This is a genomic window from Shewanella sp. 30m-14 (assembly GCF_052977125.1).
On the sequence record NZ_JBRILW010000042.1, the window covers coordinates 1 to 21,794 of the forward strand.

The following is a 21,794-nucleotide window of genomic DNA, read 5'->3' on the forward strand; positions in this document are numbered from 1 at the left end:
TAAAAAGAGCTAACCGATACCGCTGCAAGTCCCATTCTATCTAGCGTTTACGACTATTTCTAATCTCAAGCGTTAGTACTAGTTGGCCTGCTGTGCCGTGTCAGTGGATGCGCATTATAGGGATATCTCGGAGTAGCGCAAGGGGCTTATTGATAAAAAGTACAATAAAAATGAAACAACTTAACTAAACGAGTATAAAGCCCGCACTTTGTCGATAATTCAGGCCAAACTAAGGTTAGTTTCGGATGTTAACCTCGAATACTAGTATCGAATTAGTATCGAATTAGTATCGAAGTTAGACCGATGTGTAGCAGCGATAACCAACTAAGAGGCCAGTTTTGCTAAGTTTCTCTAGCCACCATGATAGAGCATCTAATTTTGGTGATTCTTTTAGGAGCTACACGACCTCAGACATATGTTGGTATTAATTATATATTCAAGCTAGCATATTGCATTGTTACAGACTGTATTTAACTTAGTTCATTTTTACTAGGGATAGAAAATGATTAGAACAACAAAAGCGCTTCTTTCTATACTCACTCCTTCAACTTTGGCTATTGTACTTACGGGCACCTCCATTGCGCTTACTTTATCAGGTGCCAACGTGCAGGCCAGTGTCATTTACACTTGGGTCGATGATAATGGTGTCACCCATTATAGTCAGCAGCCACCTGAGCAAGCTCAATCACCGACTGAAACAGATAAGCTATATAGTGAAGACATTAAACCTAAACACATTGGTACGGTTGCGCCTTTAGTTAAAGTCGCACAAGGCAGTGGACCATCAGATATAGAGAGAAAAGCAGCCGCTATCAACCAAGCAGACCAAAAGCAAGCCAAGTTAATCTGTAAAAATGCTCAACACAGTCTTAATGTGCTAACAACTCATTCAAAGCTAAATAAAAAGAACAAAGAAACAGGTGATGTTATCGCGATGACCGAAGAGCAAAGGCTGGCTTCGATTACAGAGCAGCGTGAACGAGTTAAGCTTTTTTGTACAAAGTAGTACCGTTTAAACCAAAACAGACTCGATTGAGTCTGTTTTCAGTTTCAGTATCTACAGCTACTTTTTAGCTTGTAGATTATACATTGAGCGTGGAATCCCATCAGCACAAGCTTCTTGCCCTGCAGTCCAACCGTCATCAAATTGTTGTAAGCCATCCAATGCTTTGTCTTTCTTTATAGAGTCATAGAGCTCGGTCTGCTGGCGCTCAGTAACATAAGCATTTTTACAGCCTCGGTAATACCCATAATGATAAAGACTTTCATACGCTTTATTTCCTTCACCAATATAAGGCCCTGACACCGACTCTTTTTCATTAATCGAATTTGAAGAACAGCCAATCACACTTAACGAAATTAATGTAATAACGGCTAATTGTTTTTTCATAATGCTCAGCTCCGTGTCCATATCGAAAGACAAAAAATTCAAAATGCATGGTTCAACATTAACCCTGAGTATTATGTATTACTCAAATATTACCAATTCGGCTAAGTTAGATATTGAAAACAAATATGTTTAGCTCAAAAAACAGCCTTCACAGTTCAAATATACATTAACAATCACAACTTAACAGGGTTTGTTGAAAGTTTTTCAAACAAAAAAGGCTTCAACTTATGTTGAAGCCTTTTACGCTACCATTGATAGTACAGTCGCTAATACTAATCCGACTACTGCTTAAAGACTAATGCGTCGCCTTCGACTGAAACCTTAATATCCTTACCGGGCAATAGCTTTCCACTGAGGATTTGTTGTGCCAGTGGATTTTCCACTTCTTGCTGTAAGGCACGCTTAAGCGGTCTTGCACCGTAAACGGGATCAAATCCTGCTCTGGCAATCAAGGCCAAGGCTTCATCGGTCATCTCAAGCCCATAGTCTTTATCTGCTAGACGTTTTTTTAGACCTTCGATTTGAATCGATGCAATATGAGCAATATTTTGCTCATCTAATGGATGGAACACTACCGCTTCATCAATTCGATTCAAAAACTCTGGTCTAAAGTTTTGCATGACAACTTGCATAACATCAGATTTCATTTCGTCATAAGTTTGCGTACCGAAGCCCATCTGGATCAGATCAGAACCTAAGTTTGAGGTCATGATCACTACGGTATTTCTAAAATCTACCGTGCGCCCTTGTCCATCAGTCAAACGACCATCATCTAATACCTGTAATAAAATATTAAATACATCAGGGTGCGCTTTTTCGACCTCATCTAGCAAAATAACTGAGTATGGCTTGCGTCTGACGGCTTCTGTTAAGTAGCCACCCTCTTCATAACCCACATACCCAGGAGGTGCACCAACTAAACGCGACACTGAGTGCTTCTCCATAAACTCAGACATGTCGATTCGAACCAAAGCTGACTCAGTATCGAATAAAAACTTTGCTAATGACTTACATAGCTCTGTTTTACCCACACCGGTTGGACCTAAAAATAGGAATGAACCAATTGGACGATCGGGATCGGCAAGGCCGGCGCGGCTTCGACGAATCGCATTCGCGACTGAATTTACCGCTTCATTTTGGCCAATCACACGCTCATGTAGCGCATCTTCCATCTTAAGCAACTTATCCCGTTCACCTTCAAGCATCTTAGACACTGGAATACCGGTCGCCTTTGACAGCACTTCGGCGATCTCAACGTCTGTGACCTTATTACGTAGCAAGGTCATATCCTGCATTTCAGCTTGCGCCGCTAAGTCCAACTGCTTTTCGAGTTCTGGAATACGTCCGTACTGCAGCTCAGACATACGAGTTAAGTCACCCGCACGTCTTGCAACCTCTAAGTCCATTCGCGCTTGCTCAAGATCAGCCTTAATATGCTGAGTTCCTGCTAATGCCGCTTTTTCAGTACGCCAAATTTCATTTAACTCCGACGCTTTCGCTTCAACCTCTTTCAGCTCCGCACGTAGCACTTCTAGACGACGTAAACTCGCCTCATCAGCTTCTTTACTTAGTGCTTGCTCTTCAAGTTTTAACTGAATAGCACGACGTTCAAGCCTATCTAATGATTCGGGCTTAGAGTCAATCTGAATACGAATGCTTGATGCGGCCTCGTCAATCAGATCGATTGCTTTATCGGGTAGCTTACGATCTGAAATGTAACGGTGCGACATACTCGCCGCCGCAACAATTGCCGGATCGGTGATTTCGACATGATGATGCAATTCATAACGTTCTTTTAAACCACGCAAAATAGCGATGGTGTCTTCAACACTCGGCTCATCTACCAATACTTTTTGGAAACGGCGCTCAAGTGCGGCATCTTTTTCAATATATTGCCTGTACTCATCTAACGTCGTTGCACCAACACAATGTAAGTCACCACGAGCCAATGCAGGTTTGAGCATATTACCCGCATCCATCGCACCATCAGATTTACCAGCGCCAACCATAGTGTGCAGCTCATCAATAAAGAGGATCACTTGTCCTTCTTCTTGAGATAACTCATTAAGTACCGCTTTTAAACGTTCCTCAAATTCACCACGGTATTTAGCCCCCGCCACTAATGCGCCCATATCGAGTGATAATACACGCTTATTTTTGATGCCTTCAGGCACCTCATTATTAATGATCCGCTGAGCAAGCCCTTCAACAATCGCCGTTTTACCTACGCCCGGTTCACCAATAAGTACCGGGTTATTCTTACTACGACGTTGCAGCACCTGGATGGTACGACGAATTTCATCGTCACGCCCTATCACAGGATCTAATTTTCCCTGCTCGGCACGCTCTGTTAAATCAACAGTGAATTTCTTCAATGCTTGACGTTGATCTTCAGCGTTAGGATCATCGACATTTTGGCCATTACGGATCTGAGTGATTGTCGCTTCCATTAACTCTTTTGTCGCACCAGATTGTTTTAGGGCTTGCGCTAGCGCATCGTTGCCCTCTAGCGCAGCTAATACAAATAGCTCACTAGAGATAAACTTGTCTTTGCGTTTCTGCGCCAATTTATCGCAAAGGTTCAATAAACGAACTAATGCCTGCGATAACTGTACGTCGCCGCCAGTGCCTTCAACTTGTGGTCGTTGCTCTAAATCCTTACTCAATAAAGATCGCAGGGTACTCACCTGGATCCCTGCTTGCGTAAGTAGAGGGTGAATTGACCCTCCATCTTGATTTAGTAATGCCATCATCAAATGTGATGGTTCGATAAATTGATGATCTCGACCGAGTGCTAATGATTGAGCATCTGAGATCGCCATCTGGAATTTATTAGTCATACGATCGAGTCGCATAAATCCTCCGATAACTCATAAAAATTGGGTAAATAAAAGGCAATGAACATTGCGTTTCTGCTTCGAGACATTGAATTGGACGTACTAATACATTCCAATTCAATGGTACATATTCATTCGCACTAAAATTCACACAAGAAAAAAGGGGGTACTCCGCAATTGAGCAGAATATCTGTTACTTAAAAGATGGGGACTATTTAAACAAAATCAAGTTTGATTTAGCGATTAAGCCAAATAAATGATGCCATGCGGCCCGTAATGCCATCACGACGATAGGAGAAAAAGCTTTTTACATCAGAAACTGTGCAGCGTTGATCTTTAAAAATACGCCCAACACCTAAGAGTGAAAGCCTAAAGCTGGCTAACCCTTGAATATCTGCCATATATTTTTGCTCCCCTTGCGGGTTGATATGACAAGTAAAGAATTGACTCGATTGCGGATGCTTAGTTTCAAATTGTGCTTTAACTTCAGCGCCCACTTCAAAAGCTGTAGGCCCAATGGCAGGCCCTAAATAGGCAACCAGTTCATTAGGTTGATGATTAAATTTTTCGACAGTAGCTTCAATAATTCCATCACACAAACCGCGCCAGCCAGCATGAACAGCGGCGACTTCGGTGCCATTCTCATCACACAATAATATCGGTAAGCAATCGGCGGTCATCACAACACAAACTTGCTCGGTGTTATCGCTATAACTCGCATCGGCATGATGAACTTGGGTATTGTCAGCATCGACAACGTCAATACTGTGGGTTTGTTCTAGCCAGGCAGGCTTTGCGGGAAGATTTAGCTGCTCAACAATGAGCGATCTATTGGCCAGGACCTTGTTAGGATCATCACCAACATGCAGCCCTAGGTTCAGGCTGGCATAAGGTGGCAAACTAGCGCCACCTTCTTTAGTAGAAAAAGCCAGGCTCACCCCAGATGGGATAAACCAAGCTTGATTTTCTATTTTGCTTATCATGAATAAACTAAAGGATTTTCTTCAGTATCTTTACGTAACGCTCTGGTCAGCTTCACCATATCTTCTGGGATAGGTGCTTGCCAGCTCATGATTTCACAAGTAAATGGATGTGCTAGCTCAAGTCTAACTGCGTGCAGTGCTTGACGCTTAAAGCCCATGTAAGTCTCGAAAAAGTCTGGTGCAGCCCCTTTTGGTGGACGTGGACGACCCGCGTAAACAGGATCACCAACCAAAACATGACCAATATGTGCCATATGGACACGGATTTGGTGCGTACGGCCAGATTCCAAACGTAATCTTAGGCGAGTATGCGCTCTGAACTTTTCCGCCACGCGATAATGAGTCATCGCAGGCTTACCGTTATGAACAACTGCCATATGGGTACGCTTAGTCGGGTGACGATCGATTGGTTCATCGACAGTGCCGCCGGCAATAATCGTACCTGTCACAATCGCTTCATACTCACGCGTGATCTCACGGGCCTGCAGTGCAGAAACCAAGTGTGTTTGCGCTTCAACCGTTTTGGCCACCACCATCAAACCTGTGGTGTCTTTATCCAAACGATGCACAATACCTGCACGCGGCACTAATTCGATACCAGGGCAATGATGCAGCAGGGCATTCATTAAAGTACCATCTTGATTACCTGCGCCAGGATGAACCACTAAGCCAGCCTGCTTATTGATAACTAGAATATGGTCATCTTCATAGATGATATCTAAATCAATAGCTTCAGCTTTAGCTTTCGTTTCTTCTTCTAACGTGGCAGCAACCGTAACTTCCTGACCTTCTAGCACTTTAACTCTAGGCTTGTCAGAAACTTCGCCATCAATAAAGACTGAACCTGATAAAATCCATTCTTTGATACGTGTACGCGAGTAGTCAGGGAACAAATCAGCCAAAGTCTGGTCTAATCTTTGTCCGGTTTGTGTTGCTGTTATCTCGCTTTTTAGATTAATCTCTTGTGTCATATGAACCGTACCCACTTTTCTGGGTCCAAAAATGTTTACTATCTGTTACAATCGGATTGTTTCTATTTTATCGTGAAATGGAAAAATTCTTAACAATAACTTTAAAAGAATCGAATTCAAGTATGCATAAAATTGCCAAAAGTGTCGCTGTAGTCCTTATCACGCTTGCAGCTACGGCCTGTAGTAGTAAACAGGGCGAAGACCCTCAGATGACAAAAAGTTCACCGGAAATGCTTTATTCTCAAGCAAGAACCTCGATGGAACTAGGTAATTACAGCAAAGCTGTGCGTTCTCTAGAAGCCTTGGATTCGCGTTTTCCATTCGGTCCACACAAGACTCAAGTACAGCTTGACCTCATTTATGCTTATTACAAACTTGACGATCCAGCGTCAGGCATTGCGAATATCGATCGCTTTATTCGCTTAAACCCAACACATAAAGATATTGATTATGTTTACTACATGCGTGGCCTAGTCAATATGCAGTCTGATCGATACATGTTTCACGATATGCTAAATATCGACCGTTCTGACCGCGACCCTAAAGCCGCACAAGATGCATTTAAAGATTTCGATAGACTGATTAAGTCATATCCAAACAGTAAGTATGCAGCAGATGCACAAAAACGCATGCAGCATCTAAAAAATAGACTGGCACTTTACTCGATCAAGGTAGCTGAATACTACATAAAAATGAATGCATGGAGTGCAGCTGCAGTACGTGCACAGTCAGTTTTGGAGACTTATCCAGGTACTCCATCAGCTGAAAAAGCATTAGAAATCATGTCTACTGCCTATGGTGAACTTGGACAAGAAAAGCTTAAAGATCATGCACTCATGGTGATGAAGGCTAATTTCCCTAACAATAAGTTAGTCACTAACTAAACCAGTTGAACATGCATATTTGACGATAAATAAGACCTCTTTTTGAGGTCTTATTTTTTTGTTCAAAATTTGACTAGTACCGAAAAATAAAGCCCCGTAACGAAAATTTGTCATTTCAAGCAACTAGTGTTCAGCTTTTCTCAATAGCCAGCGCCGATAAAGTACCGGTAACATTAATACGTCAAAACCCCAGGCAAAGAGCACCACGAGACAAGACAGCAAGCTTAACTGAGAGATAGGCGTAAAGTCTGATAATAGGCCGATTGAAAAGCCGAGCGTAATGGTCAAGGTGGTAAAACTAATAACAGGCAAGACCTTAGATAAACTATCCCATATAGAAACAGTGGTGATCTCTCCCCTATCAGGCAGCTTTAGCATCAAATGTAAGGTGTCATCAACGATGATCCCAAGCATCATTCCTAATACCAATGCGGTACCTAAACTGATAAAACCACCATTCATTTGCCATAGGGCAAATACCCACAACAAAGGTAAAAAGTTAAGCAGTAAGCCCATAAAACCAAAAATTAACGATCGCTTTAATACACTCAATAATATCGCCAAGCCAATTAAAGCGACAGCAAAAGAGACAAGCATACTATTGGCATTATCGACACTAAGATGAGCAAACAACAAATTACTCCCAAGTGGTGGACTGACACCAACACCGATTGCATTTTCGGCTAACCAGGTATCGACCCGTTGCTCAAAAGCAATAAGCTCCATGGCTGTCATAGGTTGTAAATATAGCGTCATTAAGCTCGATTGTTTATCAACCGACAACTCACTTGCCAAGCCCAGTTGTGCCACGCTATTTCTGGCCAAGATCTGCTTAAACTGACTCTGCCCAAGCCCAGCACTTTTTATCCAGTCACCGATATGCTGCACCTTAATCACTTGTGGCTGCAGTTTTAAAAAACGGCTGAATTTATAGATAAAGCTGATCTCAGTCTTATTTATCTGTTTTCGCTCTACGCCACTGACAACATAATGCTGCAGATTTATCCCCGAAAAGTATTGCGCCATTTTCTGACTTGAAACAATAAAAGGGGTGCTTGGCTCAAAGTATCTTAAGGGATCATCATTTAAGCTCAGCTTCGATACGCTAACAAGAGCCATTGCACTCAAAATGACGATACCGAGCATCACCGCTAGCGGCTGTTTAGTGTTGAGCTTCGCTAACACCAGCACCTTATTGAAATTAAGCAGTTTGCTTTTGGGTGCGCCCGCATATTTAGCGAAAAAAATCAGACTTGTTAGACTGAGAATATAATTACACAGCACAGCAAACCCAACCAGTAAGCCAAAACTTTGGATTGGCGGTGATGGGCTCAGTAGTAATAAGCTAAAGCCAAAGATGGTCGTCATGCTAGAGTAAAACAGTGGCGCTTGATTAACCTCAACCGTATAACGTAAAGCCTGCTGATTTGTTTTTCCTAGTCTCATCTGGGTTTGCCAACCAAAGTACAAATGAGATGCATAAGCTAAAGCGAGTGTCACTATAATCACTGGCACAAAAGCGGTAATCGCCGCAAGCGTCAGTTTTAACCAAGCCGCTAACCCCACGGTTAATATTAATGTGACCCCAGTATTAACAATAAGCGCAAAAATCCACGACTTTTGCTGTATAAACAGCACCGCCATCAACAAGATAATGCCTAACAAGGCTGGGGCAAACCAGCTCAAATCATGACTTAATACTTGAGCATATTGCCAGTTAAGTGCGTGAGTACCATTAAGATAAAAGTTAACCCCTAAGGGTTGCCAATAATGGCGACTATCGTTAGTGACTCTTTGCAGTACATCGTCTAACCACAAACTCTGTGTAGTGAACTCAGGCGCTCTGAGACTAGTTAATTGCAACTTTAACAGTAGCGCGTGACCATCAGTAGACAGCACAGAGGACAGCCGAGGGTGAGCTTTATAAGCTAAAATTTTATCCTGTTTGGCTGTGCCATCAATAAACTGGTTATAGCCTTGGATACTGGCGATATCTTGGTTGGCATCAAGCTTATCCAGAAACAAAGCTAATTGCGCCTGTGGCTTTTTATCTCGCCAATCTTGCGGCGTTTCTAACAACAGCCAAAGTTGATCATGACGTTCAAATTTAGCCATCATGTTATTGAATGCCACAAATCGCGGATCTGACGGCGCGAAGTAGTCATTAAAATCCACATCGAGATTGAGGCGATTAGCCCCCAACACAGAAAGAAGCAATAAAACCGCCATCGCGATAAACATGACGATTGGATGTCGCTGAATATTCCAGATGATCTGCGTTTGATAACCCAATCAAACTCTCCCTCTATATAGCTGTAAGTCGTGTGCATCTCAAAAGCGTCACTTCCTTGTATGCTCACTCAAAGCAGCAAAGCTATTTTCATCAAACTTATTAAGCAATTTAAGCAATAAACCATTCATTTACGATTATTGCTTACTTCTAAAGCTAAGTGCCGAATTATTCAACGGGCAAGCAATAAAAATCACTTATTTTCAAAAATGGGTTGACTAAAAACGGTAAAAGCCTTTTAATAGCGCCCGTTGCCCGAATAGCTCAGTCGGTAGAGCAGAGGATTGAAAATCCTCGTGTCCCTGGTTCGATTCCGGGTTCGGGCACCAATATTTAGTTTAGGTGTTGCAACAACAATAGCTAGACCAGCGACAAGGCATATTAAGACCTATTATCGCTACATTAAAACCTCGCATAGCGAGGTTTTTTTTATGCCTAAAATTCAAGACCGATGAAAGTAAACGCCTAGTAATTAGAGTAGTTACTAGAGGCTTACTATCATCATGTTCAAGCCATAGCCTTATACCTTGAACTTACTCACCGCATCTCGTAGATACGCGGCACGCTCACGCACCTCATCCGTCGCACTCGCGTTTTGCGTTGCCACCTCTGCCGTTTCCTGAGCGATATCGCGGATCACCACCACATTTTGATTAACCTCTGCAGCCACCATGCTTTGCTCTTCAATTGCCGCCGCAATTTGTGTGCTCATATCCATGATATTGGTTACGTCGCTGTTGATTTGCTGTAATAAACTACCAGCTGAGGCCGCTTGTTCAGCGCTTGCATTGCCCTGCTCACAACTCGCGTGCATCAAGCTCACAATAGAGTGAGTGCGGGACTGCAAGGTTTGTATGATCGCGGCGATCTCTTCTGTTGATTCTTGTGTACGCATCGCAAGACTGCGCACTTCATCGGCAACCACGGCAAAGCCACGTCCTTGTTCACCGGCTCTTGCAGCTTCAATCGCGGCGTTTAATGCTAGTAAATTGGTTTGATCGGCAATGCCGCGAATGACATCAAGTACGCTACCGATAGTTGCGCTGTCTTTTTCAAGATCTGTCACCACATCAGTCGACTCGTTGATCTGCTGCGCCAATAACTCTATCTTTTCGATTGTGTGTTGCACACCAACCTGCCCTGTTTGAGCATTGTCGTGAGTCATACTGGCTTTATTAGCAGCAAGTTCAGTGTTTTTAGCAATCTCATCAATGGTGGCTCCCATCTCAGTAATCGCCGTTGCGACCATATCGGTTTCATTCAGTTGGTTCTCAGCACCTTGTGAAGCGCGCGCCACATTGCTTGCTAAATCTTGGCAAGAGTCATTCATAGTATCAACAGACTGAGTCACTTGATGGATAAGCTGCTGGAAGCTTTCTACCATACTGTTAAAGTGCCTAGCGATTTGACCAAGCTCATCGTCACTGCTCGCATCGCAGCGCATAGATAAGTCTTTATTTTCTTCGATATAAGTGATCACCTCAGTAATGCGCTTAACTGGCTCAATAATACTGCGAATAATCATCAAGGTCGCAAATGCCAGAGCCACAGCAATCAGCACCGCAATTGAAAGTCCGACAATAAATGCCGAGCTTTTTTTATCGCTAATCACATCCATCGCCAAAGATTCGAGCTGATTGAGCGCCCTATCGGTATTGGCGACAGCTTGGCGCAATTGTCCACGCTCACCTTCAGAAATGGTCAGACCGAGTTGCTGCTCTTTTTGCACTAACGTATTGAAGTCTGTGCTATATTGTTGGATATAGCGGGCTATCTTTTGCTTCGCTTGCTCATCAAGCTGGGCTAAGCTCAGAGTATTGAGGAATTGCTGCAGGTTATCATCAAATTTACCCACATAACTTTCGCTACGCCTTAGCATAAAATCTTTCTCGGCTCGCCTAAGTTGCAGCATCTGCACCATCAGTTCAGGCTCATTATATTGCTCAACTAAACCTTCAACCTGATGCACAGCGCCTCGCAATGTGCCGTATAAACCTGTTTTTGGCGTTAAGCCTATCTGCTTATTGAGACTCACAACATTGCTAAAGGCAGATTCATAACGGGCAAGTTCTTGGCTAAAAAGGGTTAAACTTGCAGCGGGTATAGCGTATTTTTCAAATACACTAGTCAACTTAACCACTGTTGCTTGAGCATCACGATTATCAGATTTATGCTGATCAACGTACTTAAGATCCTTTCTTGCTAGAAAATCCTTTTCATCTTTGCGTAGTGTTAACATCTCATTTTTAAGCCCCGAAATATCCTGCGAAGCTTGTGCTAATTCCGTTTGCACTTGGCTAAAATAAACTTGAAGGCCAAACATGGCCGCTAATGCAGTGATAGACACGCCTGCACTTAACATTAATTTATATCGAATTAGCATGTTACATCTCTTTTTTATTAGCTTAAGTCCCTTAGAAAACATCAAATAGCAGTTACCTAAGGCTGTCTTTTATTTTATCGGCTGATTAGGTAGGACATTTAGCTACAAAAACACCTAAAAACAGCAAATAATATCCAACAATATAATTATTAAGTTGAAATATAATTCAGCTCATAAAAGTTCATTGACTCAGGCAAAGCCTACAAATAGTATAAAATATACTTAAATGGAGATTTTCATGTTAGTCATCAATGCAGAGTCAGTTCATCAATCCCTTAATTTCCCAGATTTAATCAATGCCCTAGATGAGACATTTTCTCGCCCAGCAGGTATGCCGCAACGTCAAGTTTTCAGCTTAGATGAGTCAGCCAGCCATAGTGACGCTTTTGCAGTCTTACCTTCATGGAATGACAAAGCTATCGCTGTAAAAGCGTTTACTTACTTTCCTGGTAACCCACAAAAAGACCCTAAACTGGCTAGTCTCTACTCTAAAATATTGGTCTTTAGTCGAGAGACTGGTGAGCCTCAAGCATTAGTAGACGGCACTAGCGTCACCTATTGGCGCACCGCTGCAATCTCTGCACTAGGTAGCCGATACCTGTCTCGTGAAGACTCCAGCAAACTACTGGTTTGCGGTACAGGTAATTTAGCCTCTTTTATGGCACTGGCTCATGCCAGCGTGCGCCCGATCACTCAAATTACCATTTGGGGGCGCAGCGAAGAAAAGGCTCGCAAAACGGTTGAGCTTATCCGCAACAAACGCCAAGATATTGAAGTCATTCTATGCTCTAACTTAGAGAAAAGTGTACGCGAGGCCGATGTCATTAGCTGTGCTACCGGCAGTCCAGCACCACTGTTTAACGGTGATTGGGTTCAATCTGGCACACACACTGACTTTGTCGGTAACCACAACCACGATAGACGCGAATGTGATACCCAATTAATCACTAAATCGTCGGTGTTTGTTGATTCCAAAATCAATGTATTTGCTGAGGCTGGAGAGTTACAGATCCCAGTGGCAGAAGGTGTGTTTTCCCTTGACGATGTAAAAGGCGAATTAGGTCAGCTTTGCACAGCAGAAGTTAAAGGCCGTACTAGCAATGAAGAAATCACGGTGTTTAAGACCGTAGGTACTGCACTGGCAGATCTTGTTGGCGCACAGCTCGTTTTCTCAAAACTAAGCTAGGCTAGCACTCTAAAATCAAAGCTCGCAGTCCCAAGTGCTAAGTTAGCATTCTCAAATCTAAGTTAGCCTTCAAAAAAGCTGAGCTCGCGTCACAATGTCGGTTTATCTGTTTATCTATATTGAGAGAAGCATACTTGGCTTCTCTTTTTTTGCTAAATCCAGCCGCTATATCCATAAAAATAGCTAGCCTCAAGCCATAACAAACAAGATTTATCTTTGCATCTCGACCAGCAAAAAATAATTTCTATTGCATTTAAACCTTTTTATCTGTTGGCTATGTCTTATTAGTAACGTAAGCGCACAAGGAAAGTTGAGTGACGGTACAAATACAGGTCATGGCGTCAAGGCCGCTTCTAGAATCTGAACTTATAGATAAAGCAAAGTTAGGTGATAAGTCCGCTTTTAAGCAGCTCTATCAACTGCACCACCAGCGAGTATACGCACTTTGCTTAAGGATCACGGGTCAAGTGTCGTTAGCAGAGGAAGCCACCCAGGATTGTTTCGTCAAACTATGGCAGAAGCTGCCTCAGTTTCGCGGTGAAAGTCAGTTTACAACTTGGCTGCACACGCTCAGCGTCAATCAGGCTCTATCTAGCCTTAAGAAACATCGCTCATTTTGGTCGCGATTTGTCAGTAGTGACACCGATGTGCAGAGCATCAGTGATGAATATGAAGACCTAGATAAACTATTACTCAAATTGCCAGAGCGAGCGCGGATCGTTTTTGTATTACATGCCTTAGAAGGCTATAAGCACGAAGAAGTTGGCCAACTAATGGGCATTGCAGCAGGTACAAGCAAGGCGCAATACCACAGGGCTCGACATTTACTTGAATTGCTTATAGACCCAAACCCGCTAGAGAAAGGAGGCCGCAATGAATAACGTTAAAACAACACTCACACAATTAGTCAAACTGGCTCCTCAAGAACTCGCCCCTCAAAGAGACCTTTGGAGCGATATTGAAAAGCAACTCGATAAACCCGATTTTCAGCAGGCTCAGCCTCACATTAAGCAAAGCGAGCAATGGCAACGCCTCGCGATTGCCTGCATAGTGCTACTCACAGGCCTGTTGGGGATGAATGTTTGGCAGCAAAATAGCCTGCCCTCGCCAAGTGATTCACCATTGCAGCTTACCTTAGCCGAGATCCAGATGCAGCATCAGCTTCAAGTGCAGCAGCTTAGTCAGCAACCGCACCTAGTTAACTGGCAAGGAACCGAGCTAGGCGTCCCCCTAGATAAAGGCATAGAGCAGCTCAGAAAGGCAGCCGAACAGATCTACCAAACACTACAAAAATCCCCTAATGATAAGGAACTGTGGCAGCTATGGCTGTGGACTCAACACAAAGAGATTGAGCTATTACAGCAAGGTCAAACGCTACCCGTTAACCCATTACCTCAAGGAGCATTAATATGAAACCAACACTCATCACTACGCTAATGGCTAGCGCTGTTTTATTTACGAATATGACTATCGCAGGAGAAGCTATTGAACAGCAACAAGCTGTTCAAGCAAATCCTGCTGTAAAAGTGAAAGTACAGCGTGGTAGCGTCACATTTAAGTCTTGGGATAAAAATGAAATCTCAATAAAAGGCACTTTAGACGAACTCAGTGAAGGCTTCATATTCTCAATCAAAGGTAATAGTGTCACGATCGAAGATAAGATGCCGCGCCAATATAATGGTAAGAATAAAGACGGCTCTGATTTAGTTATCACACTACCAAAGCAACTTGTGCTTGAGGCCGAAAGCGTCTCGGCGAACTACACGCTAAATGCCTTAGTTGGCAAGCTTGAGGTAAGCTCTGTCAGCGGCAATATCAAGGCTAACGACTTACATGAAAAAAGTCTGCTACAAACCATATCCGGCGATATTTTTACACGTAATTTAACGGGGGAGACTCAGCTTAAAACCGTATCAGGAGATATCAAAGATAGCCAAAGTAGTGGCTCACTAGACTATCAACTCGTCAGTGGTGAGCTCAGCGCAGACACCAAGGCCAGCAAGGTTTCAGTAGAAACGGTCTCAGGTGATGCCACTTTAGCCCTGGGTAATATCGACTCATTGAATGTCAAAACCGTTAGCGGCGATGTAGACTTATCGCTGACAGCGTTAACCCGTCGAGCTAAACTTGGCAGCGTCAGTGGTGATATGAGTATTACACTCCTAGATACCACCAATATCAGTTTCGATATCAACGGCGGCCCCGGCGGCAAGATCAGCAACAAATTAACTGACGACAAGATCACTAAAGAAAAGTATTCGCCGCAATCCTACCTAAAATTCCAAACGGGTGATGGCCGTGCAGATCTCGGAGTGTCGACGATTAGTGGCAAAATTGAATTACTGAAGTAATAGCGGTAAGCCCCACCATTGATACAGCCTCTTGCTTCTTATAGGCTGGCAAAATACAGGCTGTAAAGCGTCATGACTTACAGCCTATATTTTTAGCGATAATTAATGCACTTCAAGAGCTTAACGCCCTAGCTTCCAGCGGTTCCTATAAATGAAATAAATTCCTTTGCAGCTGGAGTTAACCCGCGAGATTTTAAATACACAGCACCATAATCCACACTGATGTAAGGCATGTCTTTCACGTTTAATAACACCAAACGTCTAGCACTTAACTCTTCGTCAATAATCACTTTTGGTAATAAACTAATCATGTCGCTGTTATATAGCAATTGCCTTATTGAGTGGAAAAGCTCGAACCTTACTAAGCCAGAAAATGCATGTCGACTGCTATCAAATAGGTCGCCAAACAAACTTTCAAGCTCGTGAGTTGTTGCTCTAGGCAACGCGATAGGAAAGTCTTTTAATCTGGGAGTATATAAATTTTGCTCTCTCACCAGTGGATGCTCGGGCCGACAGCAAAAGACCCCCACAGAGCTACAATAATTAATAATGTTTAAGTCTTCTCGCTTATCGAAACCAGTGACTTTCGTTTCAGCAACAAACAAATCCAGCTCCCCCCTTGAGAGTAAGTCATTAAGTTCACTCACATCTCGGGTACGCAGCTCGACACTTATCGATGGTGAGAACCTTGAGAACTCGCTGAGGATCTCACTCAATATATTACTTGAAGCAAGAGTCCCACCACCAACAACCAATTTACCTGTTGATTTACCACTATTAATTTTTATATCAGACTCGAGCAGATGGACGCCATTTAAAATCTTATCGCTATGCTTTAGCACCAAGTCCCCATGAAAGGTCAACTTTACATGCCTTGAGTCTCGAGTAAACAGCTGCACCCCAAGGTTCTGCTCCATCTTCTGGATACTGCGTGTCAATGATGGCTGAGTTATGGCTAGCTTATCAGCTGCAACACTGAAGCTCTTGCATTCAGCCAACGCCACAAAATGTTTTATATGCCGCAGCTCCATAAACCTCATCCAATTAATAATGGTCAATCCAAAATAAGTTCAAGCCGAAGTCACACTTCAGCCTACAAACTGATACTACCAGTTGAAGGTTAACCCTTGATTAACCTGTCCGGCCTCTGCTTCAGCTCCTACAAACTATGCCAGATAAAGGCCCGACACAAGTTCGCTATAGCGGCAATGTAACAACTTGTATCAATTGTATCCCTGTTAATATTTCCGGTTCATCTTGCTATTAATTATAGGGTTTCTAAATGAAATTAGATCCGTTCAATTCAATTACCCTCGTACTTCAACACGATAAAACCACATACACAGTCCGTTTTTAATCATAAAAAAACTTGCATACCCATCAGCTATAACAGCATTCACTCTGACTATTGGCCACCAAAGAAACAAACAGTTAACAATCTAGTTGCACAAATACAACCAGAAGGCAGAACAATGAAACTAAAAAAAATAAGTCTGATGACTATCGCGGCAATCTACGCCGCTAGTGCAGGCACAGTGGCCGCTTCTGGCACTGATAACAATATACGTAGTATCGAAATCACAGATGCCATCCTTAAATACAATGAAGAGCTCCGAAGTGGTAACAGTAGAGCCGGCAATAGCGTAAACCGTCCCGCGAGTAACGCACAAAATATTCACCGTGCAATCGCTACAAACCAAAACAGCAAAGTACCGTTTAAACACCAAGCAGGTTTACAAGGGGAACAAACTTATATCGTAGAGTTAAGCGACAAACCCGTTTCTCTCTACCGTGGTGGCGTTGCGCAATTTGAGGCAACATCCCCGACGGTTAACACCATCCCTAGTATGTTAAGCCCTCGTGGCCACAACAAACTCGATACTAAAAGCAGTTCAGTTAAGCAATACAGCCAATACCTAACTGATAAACAAGATCAAGCGCTTAACCAAATATCCGCAAGGGTTGGGGCCAATCTTGATATAAAAAATCGATACACATTGGCGTTTAATGGTATGGCGCTACGCATGACTCAAGAGCAAGCTGCAAACGTTGCCAGCCTTCCAGGTATTCGTAATGTTAGCCTTGAGAAAATGTATGAGTTACACACTGATAATGGTCCAGGACACATAGGTGCCGACGGCATCTGGACTGGAAGTGCAGCTGATGATAAATACAAAGGTGAAGGCATTGTCGTTGGGGTACTTGATACCGGTATCAATTCAGATCACGCCTCTTTTGCGGCAGTTGCAGGCGATGGTTATACCCATACAATGCCAGATCGCTATAGCAGTTACCTAGGTGACTGTGAAAAAGTTGAATTTGCCAGCATGTGTAACGATAAGCTTATCGGTATTCGCTCCTATGAGAGCATCACCGACAGTTATATGGATGCCGCTTTCCAGCCAGAGCAACCCTCTTGGAACATTACCGACCCTAAGCGCCCTCAAAACGGTGAGGATTATAATGGTCATGGTTCACACACGGCTTCAACTGCGGCGGGAAATGAGCTGTTTAATGTAGAGCATGTGGTCGCTATTACGGGCGAAGTTGGTGATGGCATACCAACTGGCCTTAAATTTGACAAAGTGTCTGGTGTTGCACCACGCGCCAACATCATTATGTATCAAGTCTGTTTCCCTAGTGACGGCAGCTATGGTGACGGTTATGGTGGTTGTCCTGGCTCTGCGCTGTTAGCAGGTATTGAAGATGCCGTTGCTGATGGCGTAGATGTTATCAACTACTCAATTGGTAGCCCTTTTGGTACTTTCCCTTGGGATGACCCTATGGAGATGGGTTTCTTGGCTGCACGTGAAGCTGGGATCTCGGTTGCTGCTTCTGCCGGTAACTCTTATGCACCGCAACATGCCAGTCAAGCACGCGGCGCCATCGACCACTTCTCACCTTGGATCACCTCTGTAGCAGCAACGACTCATGGCCGCGAAATAGCGGTTGAAGGTAAAACGCTAACTGCATCAACTGGGGGAGAAAAGCCGCTTGATGAACTTGTCGGTGGCGGGCTAACTGGCGCTTACACAGGCCCCGTTGTTGAAGCCAAAGCTTACGGCAGTGAATATGAAAAGTGTAACGACCCCTTCCCTGCAGACTTCTTCTCGGTAGATCCTGATGGAAATCCATTTGCTACCGCGCCAATTGTTGTGTGTAAGCGTGGTGATATTGCCCGCGTAACCAAAGCGACTAACGTTGAGGCCGGTGGCGCAGGTGGCTTTATCCTGTGGAACTCGGGTTACTCAGAAACCACTGCCAATGATCCTTACTCTATCCCAGGTATTCATATTGATTACAACGCTTACTATGGTGACTACAAAAACGGTTACTTTGGTCTAGAAGATTGGCTTAAAGGTGGTGACAATCACAGCATAACCATCACGGCCTCTGAAGTGGTGGCCAATGAACGAGTTGCTGATTACGTTGCAGATTTCTCATCGCGTGGTCCCAATCTTGAAGCGCCCGATGTGATGTCACCAAACTTAGCTGCGCCAGGTGTTGACGTGTTTGCAGCTTGGGCCGATGAGATGCCATTTAGCACGCAAGGTATGCCAGCGGATTACGCAGCAATTAGCGGTACATCGATGGCAGCACCTCACGTAGCAGGCGCTATGGCACTACTGACTCAGGCGCATCCTGATTGGACGCCAGCGCAGATTCAATCGGCATTGATGACCACAGCGTCATTAGATAATGCCACTCGCTCGCGCGATGGCTCGCCCTATGACCCCGTCCCAGCGGGATACAGTGATGCAGGTAGTGGCGTGATCAACGTATCACGTGCTAATAATGCGGGTTTATTGCTCAATGAAACAGCTGAAAATTACCGCGCAGCTAACCCCAATAATGGCGGTAACATTCACACCTTGAACCTGCCTTACTTCTATCAAGATAACTGTGCCAGTACATGTAGTTGGATGCGCACAGTAACAGCGACAGAAGAAGGGACTTGGACCGTTGATGCGACAGCTGAAACTATGGATGGTGCACCTATGCTAGAGCTAGAGGTGTCGCCAAAGACCTTTACTCTTAAAGCGGGTGAGTCTCAAGCCATTAGCTTAAAAGCAAAAGTGTTAGAGGTCGAAGCGATTGGCGCCGACTCGTCAGGACTGCAGCTAACAGGTTCAGTCAAACTGACTCCAGCAAATAGCAGCACACCAATGCAGCACCTACCTGTAGGTGTTCGTTATAGTGGCGACAACTTACCAGCTGAAGTGTCCGGGATTATTCACCGCGAGCAAGGGCATACTTTAACGCCAATGCTTAACACTGAAGAGATCCAGTCGCTAAACTCAAAAGTATTTGGTTTAACCAAAGGGGAAACATTTACCTATGCACTCCCTCGCGCAGATGCAAGAACTTACTCGACTGGCTTAACGCTTGCTGAGATAGAAGCCGATGGCGGCGCCAAAGTTCATTTCTTCGATGTACCAGCCGGTACGCAGCGAATTGTGTGGGAAGTCCTGTCGGCACCAAAACACGCTTATACCTCTATCGATCTGGGTATGGATATCAATGAAGATGGTGACATTCAATGGTTAGATGAAGCTATCTGTTACTCATTTACCGATAACGGCGACTTCTGTGCCATTAACAACCCGACCCCGGGTCGTTACTGGGCAATTGCTGCCAACTGGAAGTATGACTATGAAGACCCTAAAAACCTTGCTGACGAATTTGTTCTCAGTCTAGGTATTGTTGGCGGTTCCGATGATGCCAATATGACGGTTGAAGGCCCTGCGACGACCGATGGTCTGACTCCTTATCAATTAAAACTTAACTACAACCTGCCAGGCGCTACCGACGGTGACACTTACTACGGTGTTGTTGCGCTAGGCAGTGATGACTACAACCCAACTAACTTGGGGGATTTTGCTGTTAAATTACAACATAAGGGGATAGACACTGAAATTACTGCATCGCAAACGGCGGCTAAGGTTGGTGATATAGTTGATTTCATCGTTGATTTAGCACCTAACTTACTCGGGGCAGAGCGTGCGTTCACATTAAATGCAGCACTGTCTGAAGGGATGCAGTTAATCGAAGACTCTATCGTTGTTGGCGGCGTAGGTGACTATCATGAAGGCCTGACAGTGAGCGGCAATACGATTAGCATCAACGCTGCACAGGCATCGTCTAGCGATATGCAGCGTCACTATGTGTTTACTACCAACTTAGATGACGCGACCTGTAAGGTGCCTTACGGTGACGATGAAACCTTCTATGACCTACCTTTGCAAGGCTATCAAGATTTAGGTATTTCAGGTCTATCTAACCAGATGCTATACATACCGATGGAAGAGAATGGGTTACCTCATATACCTCTGTATGCCAATCCTCAGGAGTTCACACAAAATGTACTTGGGATCTCGCCATTTGGTTATATTCAACTCGATGCTAACCCAGAGTTTTGGAACTATAACCAGCCATTCAATGAGAACTTTCAAACCTTCCCAGACACGGTAATCGCACCACTATGGCGCGGTGATGTGAAGATGCCGCAAGGCTCGATTGATTGGGCAACATTCCGCTACACCAACGTGGTATATGGTGTGGTAACCAATGATCACTATATCTTCCAGTGGGATGGCGGTGAAGAGTGGAACAGCTTCTTGGTCGGTAACACCAACCCAGATCCTGGTGCTAAGTTTAACATTCAAACTATTATTGCTAACTCAATAAGCTTTGACCCAGAAACACCAGAGATGATCTTTGCTTATCAAACTTTAAAATCAGCAAATGCTCACTTAGGTTCAATTGGTCTGCATGGATTCTGGGGCGAGCGTACGCCATTTGGCCCACTCTCCGGCTACTTGAATGACGGCTTTGCTTATAACGACGTTGATGAAAAAGTCAGTGAAGGTACAGTGGTTTGCGCCGATTATCGGGGGCCAGAGCAAACAGCACTTTCGCTTAAGTTCTCAGCCCGTGTATCAGCCTCCGCGATAGGCAGTGACAACACAGTGTCAGTTCAGACTCAATATGCTGATTCAGAGTTAGTGTCTGTTACTCATACCGTGCTAGCACCAAGTAATATCAGTGTTGCTGCAATGCCAGATATGGAGATGGAAGAAAATAGCACCCTTGAAGGCTTAAGCGTTATGTATAACGACGTAAAAGGTACGGTCAATGGTTTGATGGTCAGCGGTGAGAATATTACAGCGACTATCACTGGTGAAACATTTGCCATTACACCTGATGCTAACTGGCACGGCACCACAGAAGTTACCGTTACCGTGCATGATATGGCATATCCCTCAGATCAAGCATCTACCCGCTTTATGCTAACGGTGCACTCTGATGGTATAGAGCCAACCCCACCAGCAGAAGAAACTCCGGATGAACAACCGGAGTCAGATTCTAGTGGGGGTAGCCTGGGCTTCCTAGCGCTTACGCTACTTGGATTGTTAGCTGGCAGCCGTAAAAAACGTCACTAGCTAACTTAATTAAAGAACCGTAACGCTAAGTTAGAACGTTACTTTTCTTCATCACTTGTCTTTGGCCCCTGATTAT

At 44.0% G+C, this 21,794-nt stretch carries 14 protein-coding genes and 1 tRNA gene; 8 read left to right on the forward strand and 7 right to left on the reverse strand.

From position 1 onward, the window contains the following. Positions 1–502: 502 nt before the first annotated feature. Positions 503–1,006, forward strand: coding sequence for a DUF4124 domain-containing protein (locus ACVBIU_RS20070; RefSeq protein WP_447160768.1), 504 nt, complete (start codon positions 503–505; stop codon positions 1,004–1,006). A 57-nt stretch (positions 1,007–1,063) separates the two neighbouring features. On the opposite strand, the gene ACVBIU_RS20075 is transcribed toward ACVBIU_RS20070, so the two are convergent. The 4 genes from ACVBIU_RS20075 to rluD all read right to left on the reverse strand — a co-directional run bounded on the left by ACVBIU_RS20075 (position 1,064) and on the right by rluD (position 6,181). Further along, on the reverse strand, positions 1,064–1,390 hold the full coding sequence (locus ACVBIU_RS20075; RefSeq protein WP_447160767.1) for a hypothetical protein: 327 nt from the start codon (positions 1,388–1,390) through the stop codon (positions 1,064–1,066). A gap of 281 nt (positions 1,391–1,671) precedes the next feature. Beyond that, positions 1,672–4,245, reverse strand: a complete 2,574-nt coding sequence (gene clpB, locus ACVBIU_RS20080; protein WP_447164612.1) for an ATP-dependent chaperone ClpB — start codon at positions 4,243–4,245, stop codon at positions 1,672–1,674. A gap of 218 nt (positions 4,246–4,463) precedes the next feature. Beyond that, positions 4,464–5,210 (reverse strand): peptidoglycan editing factor PgeF, encoded by a 747-nt coding sequence (gene pgeF, locus ACVBIU_RS20085; protein ID WP_447160765.1) that lies wholly within the window; start codon positions 5,208–5,210, stop codon positions 4,464–4,466. Next, positions 5,207–6,181, reverse strand: coding sequence for a 23S rRNA pseudouridine(1911/1915/1917) synthase RluD (gene rluD / locus ACVBIU_RS20090; RefSeq protein WP_447160764.1), 975 nt, complete (start codon positions 6,179–6,181; stop codon positions 5,207–5,209). Before rluD ends, pgeF begins: the two co-directional genes overlap by 4 nt. 122 nt (positions 6,182–6,303) lie before the next feature. Here rluD and ACVBIU_RS20095 point away from each other — a divergent pair, with 122 nt between their 5' ends. Then, positions 6,304–7,065, forward strand: a complete 762-nt coding sequence (locus ACVBIU_RS20095) for an outer membrane protein assembly factor BamD (protein WP_447160763.1) — start codon at positions 6,304–6,306, stop codon at positions 7,063–7,065. A 123-nt stretch (positions 7,066–7,188) separates the two neighbouring features. On the opposite strand, the gene ACVBIU_RS20100 is transcribed toward ACVBIU_RS20095, so the two are convergent. Then, positions 7,189–9,357: an efflux RND transporter permease subunit gene (locus tag ACVBIU_RS20100; protein ID WP_447164611.1), complete on the reverse strand. Its 2,169-nt coding sequence runs from the start codon at positions 9,355–9,357 to the stop codon at positions 7,189–7,191. A gap of 251 nt (positions 9,358–9,608) precedes the next feature. Here ACVBIU_RS20100 and ACVBIU_RS20105 point away from each other — a divergent pair. Next, positions 9,609–9,684 (forward strand) — tRNA-Phe (locus ACVBIU_RS20105). A gap of 191 nt (positions 9,685–9,875) precedes the next feature. On the opposite strand, the gene ACVBIU_RS20110 is transcribed toward ACVBIU_RS20105, so the two are convergent. After that, a complete protein-coding gene (locus ACVBIU_RS20110) occupies positions 9,876–11,738 on the reverse strand; it encodes a methyl-accepting chemotaxis protein (RefSeq protein WP_447160761.1) in 1,863 nt (620 codons plus the stop codon). Positions 11,739–11,976: 238 nt separating this feature from the next. Between ACVBIU_RS20110 and ACVBIU_RS20115 the strand changes: the two genes are divergently transcribed. From ACVBIU_RS20115 to ACVBIU_RS20130, 4 genes are all read left to right on the forward strand, one after another. Continuing rightward, positions 11,977–12,924 carry an ornithine cyclodeaminase family protein gene (locus tag ACVBIU_RS20115; protein ID WP_447160760.1) on the forward strand — a complete coding sequence of 316 codons (948 nt, stop codon included), beginning with the start codon at positions 11,977–11,979 and terminating at the stop codon, positions 12,922–12,924. A gap of 335 nt (positions 12,925–13,259) precedes the next feature. Then, positions 13,260–13,805 carry an RNA polymerase sigma factor gene (locus ACVBIU_RS20120; protein ID WP_447160772.1) on the forward strand — a complete coding sequence of 182 codons (546 nt, stop codon included), beginning with the start codon at positions 13,260–13,262 and terminating at the stop codon, positions 13,803–13,805. Beyond that, the gene (locus ACVBIU_RS20125) at positions 13,798–14,337 is read left to right on the forward strand and encodes a hypothetical protein (protein WP_447160759.1); all 540 of its coding nucleotides are present in this window, start codon (positions 13,798–13,800) and stop codon (positions 14,335–14,337) included. Before ACVBIU_RS20120 ends, ACVBIU_RS20125 begins: the two co-directional genes overlap by 8 nt. Further along, complete coding sequence (locus tag ACVBIU_RS20130; RefSeq protein WP_447160758.1) at positions 14,334–15,275, forward strand: DUF4097 family beta strand repeat-containing protein; 942 nt, start codon at positions 14,334–14,336, stop codon at positions 15,273–15,275. The genes ACVBIU_RS20125 and ACVBIU_RS20130 overlap by 4 nt, the downstream gene beginning before the upstream one ends. 128 nt (positions 15,276–15,403) lie before the next feature. Here ACVBIU_RS20130 and ACVBIU_RS20135 read toward each other — a convergent pair whose 3' ends face one another. Beyond that, positions 15,404–16,306 carry a LysR family transcriptional regulator gene (locus tag ACVBIU_RS20135; protein ID WP_447164610.1) on the reverse strand — a complete coding sequence of 301 codons (903 nt, stop codon included), beginning with the start codon at positions 16,304–16,306 and terminating at the stop codon, positions 15,404–15,406. 441 nt (positions 16,307–16,747) lie between these two features. Between ACVBIU_RS20135 and ACVBIU_RS20140 the strand changes: the two genes are divergently transcribed. Continuing rightward, the gene (locus ACVBIU_RS20140) at positions 16,748–21,718 is read left to right on the forward strand and encodes a S8 family serine peptidase (RefSeq protein ID WP_447164609.1); all 4,971 of its coding nucleotides are present in this window, start codon (positions 16,748–16,750) and stop codon (positions 21,716–21,718) included. Positions 21,719–21,794 lie beyond the last annotated feature (76 nt).